13 protein-coding genes are annotated in these 12,688 nt (G+C 71.4%); 8 read left to right on the forward strand and 5 right to left on the reverse strand.

The genetic code is table 11. The features are described from left to right. A partial coding sequence (locus FL311_RS33820) for an amidohydrolase family protein (protein WP_228557266.1) occupies positions 1–1,297 on the forward strand: 1,297 nt, incomplete at its 5' end. Here FL311_RS33820 and FL311_RS33825 read toward each other — a convergent pair. After that, positions 1,285–2,601: a glycosyltransferase 87 family protein gene (locus FL311_RS33825; protein ID WP_141331818.1), complete on the reverse strand. Its 1,317-nt coding sequence runs from the start codon at positions 2,599–2,601 to the stop codon at positions 1,285–1,287. The two genes, FL311_RS33820 and FL311_RS33825, sit on opposite strands and share 13 nt — an antisense overlap. A 91-nt stretch (positions 2,602–2,692) precedes the next feature. Beyond that, positions 2,693–3,640 (reverse strand): 1-phosphofructokinase family hexose kinase, encoded by a 948-nt coding sequence (locus FL311_RS33830; RefSeq protein WP_141331820.1) that lies wholly within the window; start codon positions 3,638–3,640, stop codon positions 2,693–2,695. 127 nt (positions 3,641–3,767) lie between these two features. Here FL311_RS33830 and mug point away from each other — a divergent pair, with 127 nt between their 5' ends. Next, positions 3,768–4,325, forward strand: a complete 558-nt coding sequence (mug, locus tag FL311_RS33835) for a G/U mismatch-specific DNA glycosylase (RefSeq protein WP_305036176.1) — start codon at positions 3,768–3,770, stop codon at positions 4,323–4,325. 15 nt (positions 4,326–4,340) lie between these two features. Here the strand turns inward: mug and FL311_RS33840 are convergent, their stop codons facing one another. Then, positions 4,341–5,174 (reverse strand): 3'(2'),5'-bisphosphate nucleotidase CysQ, encoded by an 834-nt coding sequence (locus FL311_RS33840; protein WP_141331822.1) that lies wholly within the window; start codon positions 5,172–5,174, stop codon positions 4,341–4,343. A gap of 198 nt (positions 5,175–5,372) precedes the next feature. Between FL311_RS33840 and FL311_RS33845 the strand changes: the two genes are divergently transcribed. Further along, positions 5,373–5,870, forward strand: coding sequence for a DUF3592 domain-containing protein (locus tag FL311_RS33845; protein ID WP_194869467.1), 498 nt, complete (start codon positions 5,373–5,375; stop codon positions 5,868–5,870). Between the two features lie 40 nt (positions 5,871–5,910). Here FL311_RS33845 and FL311_RS33850 read toward each other — a convergent pair whose 3' ends face one another. Continuing rightward, positions 5,911–6,447: a hypothetical protein gene (locus FL311_RS33850; RefSeq protein WP_141331826.1), complete on the reverse strand. Its 537-nt coding sequence runs from the start codon at positions 6,445–6,447 to the stop codon at positions 5,911–5,913. 453 nt (positions 6,448–6,900) lie between these two features. Between FL311_RS33850 and FL311_RS33855 the strand changes: the two genes are divergently transcribed. Then, on the forward strand, positions 6,901–7,383 hold the full coding sequence (locus FL311_RS33855) for a GNAT family N-acetyltransferase (RefSeq protein WP_141331828.1): 483 nt from the start codon (positions 6,901–6,903) through the stop codon (positions 7,381–7,383). Positions 7,384–7,395: 12 nt separating this feature from the next. Here FL311_RS33855 and FL311_RS33860 read toward each other — a convergent pair whose 3' ends face one another. Further along, the gene (locus FL311_RS33860; RefSeq protein ID WP_141331838.1) at positions 7,396–8,028 is read right to left on the reverse strand and encodes a response regulator transcription factor; all 633 of its coding nucleotides are present in this window, start codon (positions 8,026–8,028) and stop codon (positions 7,396–7,398) included. Positions 8,029–8,198: 170 nt separating this feature from the next. On the opposite strand from FL311_RS33860, the gene FL311_RS33865 reads away from it, so the two are divergent. The 4 genes from FL311_RS33865 to FL311_RS33880 all read left to right on the forward strand — a co-directional run bounded on the left by FL311_RS33865 (position 8,199) and on the right by FL311_RS33880 (position 12,687). Further along, entirely contained in the window at positions 8,199–8,858 is a 660-nt protein-coding gene (locus FL311_RS33865; RefSeq protein ID WP_141331830.1) for a hydrolase, read from the forward strand. 103 nt (positions 8,859–8,961) lie between these two features. Then, positions 8,962–10,818 carry an amidohydrolase gene (locus tag FL311_RS33870; protein WP_141331832.1) on the forward strand — a complete coding sequence of 619 codons (1,857 nt, stop codon included), beginning with the start codon at positions 8,962–8,964 and terminating at the stop codon, positions 10,816–10,818. After that, positions 10,808–12,463 carry an MFS transporter gene (locus tag FL311_RS33875; RefSeq protein ID WP_141331834.1) on the forward strand — a complete coding sequence of 552 codons (1,656 nt, stop codon included), beginning with the start codon at positions 10,808–10,810 and terminating at the stop codon, positions 12,461–12,463. The genes FL311_RS33870 and FL311_RS33875 overlap by 11 nt, the downstream gene beginning before the upstream one ends. Continuing rightward, positions 12,460–12,687 carry a DUF1427 family protein gene (locus tag FL311_RS33880; protein ID WP_046712631.1) on the forward strand — a complete coding sequence of 76 codons (228 nt, stop codon included), beginning with the start codon at positions 12,460–12,462 and terminating at the stop codon, positions 12,685–12,687. Before FL311_RS33875 ends, FL311_RS33880 begins: the two co-directional genes overlap by 4 nt. Position 12,688 lies beyond the last annotated feature (1 nt).

Genomic DNA, 12,688 nt, shown 5'->3' on the forward strand with positions numbered 1-12,688 from the left:
CCCACTCCCCGGCACCGCCATGCGCGCCCTCCTCCTCGCCCTCGTCGTCACCACGGCCTCGGCCCAGCAGCCCGCGAGCCCCACGCCACCCAAGAGCTACGTGCTCCGCCCCACGAGCGTCTTCGACGGCGTCACCGCGAAGCCCCACGCGGGCTGGGTGGTGGTCGTCACCGGTGAGCGCATCACCGCCGCCGGCCCCGCGGGCCAGGTCCAGGTCCCCGAGGGCGCCGAGGGGGTCGACCTCGCCGGCGCCACGCTCCTGCCCGGCTTCATCGAGGGCCACTCCCACCTCTTCCTCCACCCGTACAACGAGGCGAACTGGAACGACCAGGTCCTGAAGGAGGCCCTGGCCCTGCGCGTGGCCCGCGCCACCCAGCACGCGAAGGCCACGCTGCTCGCGGGCTTCACCACCGCGCGCGACCTGGGCACCGAGGGCGCGGGTGACGCGGACGTCGGCCTCAAGCAGGCCATCCAGCAGGGCATCATCCCCGGCCCCCGCCTGCTCGTGGCCACGCGCTCGCTGGTGGCCAGCGGCACCTACGGCCCCAAGGGCTTCGCCCCCGAGTGGCACGTCCCCCAGGGCGCCGAGGAGGCCGACGGCGAGGACGCGCTGGTGCGCGCGGTGCGCGAACAGATGGGCCGGGGCGCGGACTGGGTGAAGGTCTACGGCGACTACCGCTGGGGCCCCGGTGGCGAGGCGCGCCCCACCTACTCGCTCGAGGAGCTGAAGCGCATCGTCGACACCGCGCGCGACGGCGGCCGTCCCGTCTCCGTGCACGCCAGCACACCCGAGGGCATGCGCCGCGCGGTGCTCGCCGGCGCGGAGAGCATCGAGCACGGCGACGGCGGCACGACGGAGGTCTTCCGCCTCATGGCTCAGCGGGGCGTCTTCTTCTGCCCCACGCTCGCGGCCGGCGACGCGCTCTACCGCTACCACGGCTGGAAGAAGGGCGTGGACCCGGAGCCCGCCGCCATCCAGTCCAAGAAGGTCAGCTTCCGCGCGGCGCTCGCGGCCGGGGTCCCCATGTGCGTGGGCGGGGACTCGGGCGTGTTCGCGCACGGAGAGAACGGGCGCGAGCTGGAGCTGATGGTGGAGTACGGCATGACGCCCGTGCAGGTGCTCCAGGCAGCCACGTCCGGCAACGCGCGGATGCTGCACCGCGAGGACTCGCTCGGGCAGGTGAAGCCCGGGCTCCTCGCGGACCTGGTCGCCGTGGACGGAGAGCCCACGAAGGACATCTCCGCCGTGCGCCGCGTGCGATGGGTGATGAAGGGCGGCGTGCCCTACCGTCGCTGAGCGGCGAGCCCCACGCTCGCGGGGTCCACCGGCTCCGTCGCCGCGGGGATGAAGTCCACCGGCGGCACGGAGGCGTCCGGCGCGGAGGCGCTCGCGGAGGCCCGGCGCCACGCATCACGCACGAGCAGCACCGCCGCGGCCATCAGCAGCCCGTTGCGCGTGAGCAGGAGCAGCGTCTGCGGGATGCCCAGCCCATGCTTGTACGTGGGGCCCACGAAGACGCCTCGCGACAGGATGGCCGCCACCAGGACGAGCACCGCCACCGAGCGCGAGCCGGACAGGAGCGACAGCGCCGCGGCGCCCATCAGCCACGTGAGGAACTGGGGACTGAGCACCGGGTTCAGGATGATGAAGGCCACCAGCGGCCCCAGCGCCAGCCGGGCCAGGTCCTCCACCCGCTCCGGCATCTTGCGGCGCACCGACCACATGCCCAGCGCGGCCATGCCCAGCGAGCCGGCCACCCACAGCCAGCGCGTCGTCGCCCTCACGCCCTCGGCCACGGCGCCGTGCAGCTCGTACGCCGCCGGCGCGTGCACCCAGAGCACTCCCTTCACCAGCCCCAGGTGGTGCGCCGCCCACAGGAGGGACGCACCCAGCGACTCCACCTGCAGGCCCCGGTCGACGTGGAACGACGCGAAGCCCCACCACGGCCACACGAAGCTCAGCGGCACCAGCGGCGCCACGCCCAGCGTCAATCCCATCACCAGCTTGCCCAGCGTGCCGCGCTTCCAGCACACCGCCACCGCGAGCGGCACCAGCACCACGGGGTAGAGCTTCGTCACGATGCCCACCGCGAGCACCAGGCCCGCGAGCGCGTCCCGCCGCCGGGCCAGCGCCACCAGCGCGCCCAGCGTCAGCACCGCGGGGATGAGGTCGTAGCGCTTGAGGTAGTAGAGCGCCGCCGCCCACGACGTCACCGAGTACGCCAGGCACGGGACGACGGAGCGCCACTCGCGGCCCCAGCGCCGCGCGCCCTCGCGCAGGAGCGTCCACTTGATGAGCCCGTCCATGATGGCCAGCTGCAGGCCGAACACGGGGACGAACTCCCACTGCGTGGAGCGCAGCCACGCGGCCGGCACGAACCAGAGCAGCGCGTAGGGCGGATACTCGAAGCGGAAGTCCTGGTTGGGCGTGGCCCCGGTGAGGAACGCGCGCGCCGTCCGGAAGTAGAGGTCCAGGTCACCGACGCGCGGCGAGAACGCGTACACCACGAGCGGCGTCACGCCGACGAGGAGCGCGACCCAATGCCAGGGGCCGAGGCGGACACGGGAATCAGCGGGGAGCGGCGGAGTGGGGGCGGACACGCGAGCGCACTCTGGTCAATCCCGGCCATCCTTGTCGAGACATGCCGCCGCCCCGCCCGGCGGGCGTGCGAGGAGGCAAGGCCCACCCGGGTTACGAACGCGCCATGGGCAGCGCCTTCACCTGCATGAACAAACGCTCGACGTCGGCCCGGACGCACAGGTCGGTCCCCTGGGACAGGAGCGCCGCGGTGCCGGAGGCGATGCCCCAGCGCAGGGCCTCCTCCAGGGACTGTCCCCGGGCGAGCGCCAGCGTCACCCCGGCCACGAAGCTGTCCCCGGCTCCGACGGAGCTGTGGGTTTGCACTGGAGGCGGCGAGGCGCGGAGCTGGACGTCGCGGGTGGTGAGCAGCGCGCCATCGGCGCCCATGGACACGGCGAGCACCTCCGCGCGGCCCCGGGCGACCAGCTCCCGGGCGGCCGAGGCCTGGGCGTCCAGGTCCTCCACCTGCATGCCCGTCAGCTCCCGCAGCTCGCGGCGGTTGGGTTTGGCGAGGAACACGCCCTCCTCCAGGGCGGCGGCGAGCGCCTTGCCGCTGGTGTCCACCACGCAGCGCACGCCCAGCTTCTTGGCGAGTCGCGCGACGCGCGCGTAGAAGTCCTCGGGGACGCCCTGGGGCAGGCTGCCGCTGGCGACGATGAAGGCGGCGCCCTGGGACACCTCGCCCACCGCGTCCAGGCAGCGCTGCCATTCGCGCTCGGTGAGGACGGGGCCGGGGAGGATGAAGCGGTACTCGCGGGCGCTGTTGCCCTCGGCGACGGTGAAGCTCTCGCGGGTGGAGCCCTCCACGGGGATGGAGCGGCGAAGGAGGCCCTTCTCCTCCAGCAGCTCCTCGAGCAGCAGCCCCGTGGCGCCGCCGCGGGTGTAGACGGCGATGGACTCACCGCCGAGCTCGCGCACCACGCGGGCCACGTTGATGCCGCCGCCGCCCGGGTCCCTGCGCACCGAGCCGCAGCGCAGCTTGTGCTCCGGCGTGACTTCCGGCACGGACGTCGCGACGTCGATGGCGGGGTTGAGCGTCAGCGTCACGATGTGAGCCATGTGCGGGGTCTCCAGCAATCAGAAGGGGACGTCCCCACGGGGACGCATCGCGACAGAGTGCCCCAGCGGACGCGCCGGGCGCCAGCGAAGCGTTGTCATGGCCCGCCAGGGGTGCGAGAAGCGCCCCATGCCCGCATCACGGCGACCCACGCGCGAGGAGCTCGATGCCGCCATGGGCCACACCATGCCGGACCTCATCGGCCCGGGGTTGCGCGTGCTGTTCTGCGGCATCAATCCCAGCCTGTACTCGGTGGTGGTGGGGTACCACTTCGCGCGCCCGGGCAATCGCTTCTGGCCGACGATGCACCAGTCGGGCTTCACGCCCCGGCAGTTGTCGCCCTCGGAGCAGGGGGCGCTGTTGGGGTTCGGGTTGGGCATCACCAACGTGGTCGACCGGGCCACGGCGACGGCGGACCAGCTCGACGACTCGGAGCTGAGGGCAGGCGCGAAGTCCCTGGAGGACAAGGTCCGTCGCCATCGGCCGCGCTTCCTCGCGGTGCTGGGCGTGGGGGCGTACCGCACGGCCTTCGCGAGGCCCAAGGCGAAGCTCGGGCTCCAGCCGGAGACGCTCGGCGCCACGCGCCTGTGGGTGCTGCCGAATCCCAGCGGGCTCAACGCCCACTACCAGCTCCCCGACCTGGCCCGGCTCTTCGCGCAGCTCCGCCACGCGGCGGATGAAGCCTGACGCACGTCGGAGCCCCTACTCGAGCAGCCCCGCCTCGCGAGCGAAGCGGGTGACCACGGGCTGCACGTGGGGGAAGGCCGTGGCGTTGCAGGCCAACAGGCCGCGCACGTTCTGGAGCTCCGCGGTGTCGTAGCGATACGGCGTGCCGCCCAGGTCCGTGAGGATTCCGCCCGCGGAGCGCAGCACCGCCTCCGGCGCGCAGTTGTCCCAGCGGTAGCTCTTGGAGCTGACGTGCAGGTAGAGGTCCGCGATGGACTCCGCGAGCAGGCCGCACTTGATGCCCACCGAGCCGGACTCCTGCTCGCGGGTGATTCCCAGCCGCGCCACCACCTGGTTCGTCAGCTTCGAGCGATGTGAGCGTGACACCACCAGGCGCAGCGCCGAGGGCTCCGCCACGTCCGACACCCGCAGGGCCCGGCGCGCGCCCGCCTCCTCCACGAAGCCGCCCTCCCCCACCACGCCCGAGTAGAGCTTGTCCCCCACCGGCCGATAGACGACGCCCAGCCGCGCCTCGCCGCCGATGGCCAGCCCGATGTGGATGGCGAACTCGCCGTTGCGATGGACGAACTCCTGGGTGCCATCGAGCGGGTCCACGAACCAGCACCGCTCGAAGCGCGTCGCCACCGCATCGTTCTCCGACTCCTCCGCCACCACGCCGTCCTTCGGGAAGGCCCGGTGCAGCGCGTCCACGATGAGCGCGTTGGCGCGGGTGTCCGCCTCGGTGACGGGCCCCTGCCCGCCCGCCTTGTCCTCCACCGCGAAGGGTGTGGCGTAGACCTGGAGCAGCACGGCGCCTGCTTCACGGGCGATTCGACGGGCGGTTTCCAGCTCGGTGTCGAGGGAGGGCATGGTCCTCACAGTCTGCCCCCGTTGACGCGTTCCGGGGAGCCCCAAGCGAACGGGCCTGGGGCGAACCGCCCCACGCGGGGCGAATTGCCCCATCGCCGGATGATGGCCCCGAGGAGAGATGCTGGCGCGGCTTCTGCACTGCAGGAAGCGAACCGTGAGCCCTGGGGCCTCCCCGGGCCAGCGCGAGGACAGGCCGAGATGATGAAGGGATTGATGATGGGGTTGATGCTGCTGTTCGGCGTGATGCTGGCCTACGGAGGCGGGCGCCTGCTGTACCGCGCGCATGCGAGCGAGCAGTGGCCCACCACCGAGGGCACCGTCGTCTCCTCGTCCGTGCAGACGATGCACGACCGGCGCAACACCCGCTTCCACCCCGAGGTGCGCTACGAGTACACGGTGGGCGGCAGCCACTACACGTCCGACACCGTCTCCTTCGGCGGCAACGACACGGGCGCGCTGCCGGACGCACAGCGACTGACGCGCCGGTATGCCTCCGGCACGAAGATGGCCGTCCACTACGCGCCGGACGACCCGGCCATCGCGTGCGTCGAGTGCGGTGGCGCGGGCGTGTCCAGCTACGTGGTGATGTTCGGCGGCCTCGCCGTCGCCGGCATCGCGGGGACGAGCATGGTGGACATGGTCAGCTCCGACGTCCGAGAGCGCCGGCGCAACAAGAGCAAGCGGCTCGTCGGCTGACAGCAAGCCCCAAGCGACCTCCGCGCTCACTCCGCCGTCGTCAGGCCATCACCGTCCTGGCCCACTGCGCGACCCGATCCGCCCGCCGCTCCACGGGCGTCCTCTCCGACGACACGTACATGCGGTTGAGGGCCTGCAGGGACGGGTGGTTTCCCGAGTACAGGGCTTCGGACCCCGCGGCCTCGACGGCGGTCATCGCACTCTGCCCCAGCGCCACGATGCAATCGTATCCAGCCAACACGCCCCGAAGGCGACGCAGATTCCCCTCCGCGCGAATCTCCTGCTCGGTCCCCTCCGTCCGACCGGTCTTGCCCCGGTAATGAACCGCCTCGACCGCGTTGACCATGGCGTAGTCATCCAGGTTCGGCGAGGGGAAACAAACGGGGTCGAGCATGTGCCAGACCCGAATCGCCCATCGCAACGTGACGCCCGTCTGTCCCGCAGCGGGCCTCCCCGCGAGCTCCTCCAGCCGCCCAGCCGCTGCGAGGACCAGGATGGTCAGGATGTCCGGCCGATTCCCCAGCCGGAATGCGTGAGACTGCGAGTTCCCAGGACTCGACTCCGTCGACTTCGACATGCCCAGCTCCTTCGTCATTGATTGACAAACATCAGCAGAGCGCGTGCCCCACGACGGACGTGTCAGGATTCCTCGTGGCGATGGCCCGGTGCCATTCCACGACGAGACGTCGTCACAGCTCGCGTTCTTCCTCGAGCCTTGCTCGCGCGGCCGTCTCTTGTGAAGACAAATCTTCCACGAACCCAGGCGTCTGCCTTTGGGCCGGACTTTCCTGGCCCTCCAGCCCGTGGCCCGCTTTCGGCCGGACTTTCCTGGCCCTCCAGCCCGTGCCTGTTTTCGGCCGGACTCTTGTAGCCATCCAGCGCTTCACACGCCCTTCCCGGCGCAACGGTCGGCCCCGGACGACACGGTCCACCACCCTACAGTGGCAACGCGAGCCGTGCACGCGCCTCGGGCCTGTGTGAGTCTCTCCGCCCCGCACGCCTCTCGCGCGACACACAGCAGGAGCCCCGAATGGCCGTCACCGTCCGTCCCGCACAGCCCTCCGACGAACCCGCCCTGGGCCGCATGGGCGCGGCGCTCGCCCAGCTCCATCACGACTTCGACCAGCAGCGCTTCATGCTGCCCGACGACGTCGAGTCCGGCTACCGCTGGTGGCTGGGACGCGAGGCGCGCAAGGCGGACGCCGTCGTCATCGTCGCGGAGATGGATGGCGAGGTGGTGGGCTACGCCTACGGCCGCGTGGAGCCCGTGGACTGGAACGCCCTGTTGGATCGCTCCGGAGGCTTCCACGACCTCTGGGTGGACGCCAAGGCGCGCAAGGCGGGCGTGGGCGCCCAGCTCGCCGAGGAGCTCATGCGCCGGCTCACCGCCCTGGGCGTGCCGCGCGTCGTGTTGCACACCGCCGCGAAGAACGAGGCCGCCCAGCGCATGTTCGCCCGCCTGGGCTGGCGCCCCACCATGGTGGAGATGACCCGCGAGGCCACCAAACCCTGAGCCCGGCTCACCTCACAGGTCGATGATGCCCCGGCGCATCGCCACCACCACGGCGTGCGTCCTGTCCCGCGCGGAGAGCTTCGTCAGCACGTTCTTCATGTGCGTCTTGACGGTCTCCTCGGAGATGCCCATCTGCGCGGCGACCTCCTTGTTCGCGTTGCCCGCCGCCACGCAGAGCAGGACCTCCCGCTCGCGCGCCGTCAGCTCGTCATCCGCCACGTGCTCCGCCAGCTCCGACGCGATGTCTGCGGCGATGCGGCGACGGCCCGCGTGCACGCTCCGGATGGTCTCCACCAGCTCCTTGCGCAGCATGCTCTTGAGCAGGTAGCCGGACGCCCCCGCCTTGATGGCGCGCAGCGCCTGCGCATCCCCCTTGTAGGTCGTCAGCACGATGATGCGCGCCGTGGGGAACTCCGCGCGGATGGCGGTGATGGCGTCGATGCCGTTCATCCCCGGCATCTGCACGTCCATCAGCGTGATGTCCGGCGTGTGCGTCCGGTACGCCCTCAGCGCCTGCTCGCCCGTCTCCGCCTCCGCCACGAGCGTCATGTCCGGCTGACCGGCAATCATCCCGCACAGCCCTTCACGCAACATCGGATGGTCGTCGACCACCAGGATGCGGATGTTCGCGTCCTTCGAAGTCATGCGTCGCAAGGTACCCCCGTCGTCGCCCCGTGAAAAGACTCACATCCGCGAGGCTGCCCATCGAAACGGCGCATCCCCCATTCGGGTGATGCCGACACGGGCCTCCCCGTGTTTCATGACAATGACTGGAATCAATTCCCTGACACCCCCGAAGTCCCCCGAGACGCCCCATGCCCAACGCCTCCCCCACGCCCGGCAAGAGCCTGCTCACCCCGGACAACCACGCGCTCATCCTGGTGGACCACCAGTCCCAGATGGCCTTCGCCACGCACAGCATCGAGCTGCCGCTGCTGCGCAACAACACCGCGCTCGTCTGCAAGGCCGCCGCGGGCTTCCGCGTCCCCACGCTGCTCACCACCGTCGCGGAGAAGAGCTTCTCCGGCCCCCTGTTCCCTGAAATCAAGGAGGTCTTCCCCGAGGCGAAGGTCATCGACCGCACCACGATGAACTGCTGGGAGGACCCGAACGTCACCGAGCAGGTCAACCGCTTCGACAAGTCCCGAGTCGTGTTCGCCGGTCTCTGGACGGGCGTGTGCATCGTCGGCCCGGTGCTGTCCGCCATCGACCAGGGCTTCCAGGTGTATGTCATCACCGACGCCAGCGGTGACGTGTCCCAGGAGGCCCACGAGCGCGCCGTGCAGCGCATGGTGCAGGCCGGCGCCATCCCCATGACCAGCCTCCAGTACCTGCTGGAGCTCCAGCGCGACTGGGCGCGCGGCGCCACCTACGCCATGACCACGGGCGTCGCGGTCGCCCACGGCGGCGGCTACGGCCTGGGCGTGCAGTACGCCAAGAGCATGTTCAACGCCTCCGAGGGCGGCGGTCACTGACGTCCGCCGTGCCCCTTCGTACCCCGGCGGTGGACTCGAAGCCCCCTCTCGAGCGCTCCGCCGGGCCGTCGTCCCGCCTCCCCCTCTGCACGAGCTCCCCCTCATGGCCGACCTGATTGTCCGCAACGCCCGCGTCACCACCCTGGACCGGGACCTCCCCCAGGCCCAAGCCCTGGCCATCACCGACGGCGTCGTGGAGGCCGTGGGAGACGAGCGAGACATCATGGCGCTCGCGACCGCCTCCACCCGGGTCATCGACGCGGGCGGGCGCAGGCTCATCCCCGGCCTCAATGACAGCCACATCCACCTGATTCGCGGCGGGCTCAATTACAACCTGGAGCTGCGGTGGGACGGCGTGCGCTCGCTGGCGGACGCCATGGCGATGCTGCGTGAGCAGGCGGCCCGCACGCCCGCGCCCCAGTGGGTCCGCGTGGTGGGAGGCTTCAGCGAGCACCAGTTCGTCGAGAAGCGCCTGCCCACGCTCGCCGAGCTCAACGCCGCGGCGCCCGAGACACCGGTCTTCATCCTCCACCTGTATGACCGGGCCCTGCTCAACGGCGCCGCCCTGCGCGCGGTGGGCTACGGCAAGGACACGCCCGAGCCGCCCGGGGGCCGCATCGAGCGCGACGCGCGCGGCAACCCCACCGGCCTGCTGCTGGCCAGCCCGAACGCCCTCATCCTCTATGCCACGCTCGCGCTGGGCCCCAAGCTGCCGCCGGAGTACCAGCTCAACTCCACGCGCCACTTCATGCGCGAGCTCAACCGGCTGGGCGTCACCTCCGTCATCGACGCGGGCGGCGGCTTCCAGAACTACCCGGAGGACTACGACATCATCCAGAAGCTGCACGCCGACGGCGAGCTGACGGTGCGCATCGCGTACAACCTCTTCACCCAGAAGAAGGGCTCCGAGCAGGCGGACTTCGAGCGCTGGACCCGCATGCTCTCGCCCCGGCAGGGCGACGACATGATGCGCCACAACGGCGCGGGCGAGATGCTGGTGTTCTCCGCGGCGGACTTCGAGGACTTCCGCGTGCCCCGCCCGGAGCTGCCCGCGGGCATGGAGGGTGAGCTGGAGTCCGTCGTCCACCTGCTCGCCAGCAAGCGCTGGCCCTTCCGCATCCACGCCACCTACGACGAGAGCATCAGCCGGGTGCTGGACGTCTACGAGAAGGTGAACCGCGAGGTGCCGCTGGACGGCCTGCACTGGTTCATCGACCACGCGGAGACCATCTCCGAGCGCAACATCGAGCGGGTGCGCGCGCTCAGCGGCGGCATCGCCGTGCAGCACCGCATGGTCTACCAGGGCGAGTACTTCCAGGAGCGCTACGGCCAGGACGCCCTGCGCCGCACGCCGCCCGTCCGGAAGATGCTGGAGCTGGGTGTGCCGGTGGGCGCGGGCACGGACGCCACGCGCGTGGCCAGCTACAACCCCTGGGTGGCGCTGTACTGGCTCGTCACGGGCCGCACGCTGGGCGGCCTGTCCATGTACGGCGAGGACAACCTGCTCGAGCGCGAGGAGGCCCTGCGCCTGTGGACGCACGGCAGCGCGTGGTTCTCCCACGAGCAGGAGAAGAAGGGACTGCTCAAGCGGGGCTACCTCGCGGACTTCACCGTGCTGTCCTCGGACTACTTCCAGGTGCCCGAGGAGTCCATCCAGCACATCACCAGCGTGCTCACGGTGGTGGGCGGCCGGGTGGTGCACGGCACGGGAGACTTCGAGCCGCTGGCGCCCGAGCTGCCCCGGCCCATGCCGGACTGGTCCCCGGTGAATCGCTTCGGCGGCTACCAGGGCGGCACGCTGGCCCAGGCCCGCGAGGCCCTCGCCAACGCGTCACACGCCCACGGCGACGGCTGCGCCGTGCACGGCCACGGGAGGACACACGCGTCACGCCACGAGGTCCCCACCTCCGACGCGACGGGCTTCTGGGGAGCGCTGGGGTGCCTCTGCTATGCCTTCTGAAGCGAACGTCGCGGCGGGCCCCGCGCCCGTGGCCCAGGAGGTGGGGGCCCTGGCGCCCCTGCGTCACGCCACGTTCCGCACGCTGTGGCTCGCGGTGCTGGCCAGCCACATCGGCACCTGGGTGCACGACGTGGCCGCGGCGTGGTTCATGTCGGAGCGCACCGGCTCGCCGCTGATGGTGGCCGCGGTGCAGTCGGCCACCACGATGCCCGTCGTCGTGTTCGCGCTGGTGGCGGGCACGCTGGCGGACATCGTCGACCGGCGGCGCTACCTCATCACCATCCAGGTGTGGATGCTGGTCATGGCCACGCTGCTCGCGTGGGCCTCCATGGTGGGGGAGATGACGGAGTGGACGCTGCTGGGGCTGACGTTCGCCCTGGGCATGGGCGCGGCCTTGGCCATGCCGGCGCAGGCGGCCACCACCGCGGAGCTGGTCCCCAGGCCCCTGCTCGCGCCCGCCGTGGCGCTGAGCTCCATCGGGATGAACATCGCGCGCTCGGTGGGCCCCGCACTCGGTGGGCTCATCGTCGCGCGCTTCGGCGTGGGGTGGGCCTTCTCCATCGACGCCGTCTCCTATCTGGGCGTGCTGCTGGCGCTCGTGTCCTGGCGGCGGGCGAAGGCGGAGTCCACGCTCCCGTCGGAGCCCTTCGGCACCGCGCTGCGCGGAGGGCTGCGGTATGCGGCGCGCTCGGGAGACTTGCGCTCGGTGCTGCTCAAGTCGGCCTGCTTCTACGCCTTCGCCAGCGCGCTGCCCGCGCAGCTCGCCATCGTCGTGCGCAAGGAGCTGGGCGCGGGCGCGGGCACGTACGGGCTTTTGCTCACGTGCATCGGCGCGGGCGCGGTGGCGGGCGCCGTCGTGCTGCCCCGCATGCGGGCGCGGTGGGGCGTGGACCGGTGGGTGCTGGGGGCGACGCTGCTCTACGCGCTCACCATGGTGACGGTGGCCTTCGTGCGCAGCCTGCCGGTCTTGGGCGTGGCCATGGTGGCCAACGGGCTGGCGTGGATCAGCGTGCTGTCCTCGCTCCAGGCGGCCACGCACCTGTCGGTGCCCACCTGGGTCCGCGCCCGCGCGCTGTCGCTCTACATCGTCGTGTTCTCCGCGGGCATGGCCGGCGGTGGCCTGGTGTGGGGCTCGGTAGCCCAGCGCTTCGGCGTGCCCGTGTCGCTGACGGTGGCGGCGGGCGCGGCGGTGCTCGCGGGTTTCTTCTCGCTGCGCTTCCGCCTGGACCAGGCCATGGCTCGCGACACCGCGCCGTCCGCCCACTGGCCCACGCCCCAGGTCTCCGAGGACGTCGAGAAGGACCAGGGCCCGGTCCTCGTGACGGTGGAGTACCACGTCGCCCCCACGGGTCGCGCGGCGTTCCTCCCCCTGGTGCACCAGCTGGGCGACACGCGACGGCGCGACGGCGCGGTGCAGTGGGGCGTCATGGAGGACACGGCGGAGCCCGGGCGGTTCCTCGAGTACTTCGTGCTCGGCTCCTGGATGGAGCACCTGCGCCAGCACGAGCGCGTCACCCACGAGGAGAAGGCGCTGCAGGAGCAGCTGCGCGCGCTGCACCAGGGCGCCCTGCCCCCCGTGGTCCATCACTACGTCGGCGCCGCGCCGACGCTCCCCCGCCGCACCCCCTTGGAGAACGACGCGTGAATTGGAAACTGTGTGTGGGACTGCTGCTGGGCCTGGGCATCGGCTTCGGCTGTCGCTGGCTGGGGGTGCCCGTGCCCGCGCCGCCGGCGCTCGTCGGCGCGCTGCTCGTCGTCACCATGACGACGGGCTACACGCTCACGGACCGGCTGCTCGCCTCGCGCCCGTCGCGCAATCACATCCACTGCGGTGGGCCCACCGGCGAGACCCAGGAGAGCAGGTCATGAC

The sequence above is a fragment of the Myxococcus sp. AB025B genome (assembly GCF_006518215.1).
Classification (GTDB): Bacteria; Myxococcota; Myxococcia; order Myxococcales; family Myxococcaceae; genus Myxococcus; species Myxococcus fulvus.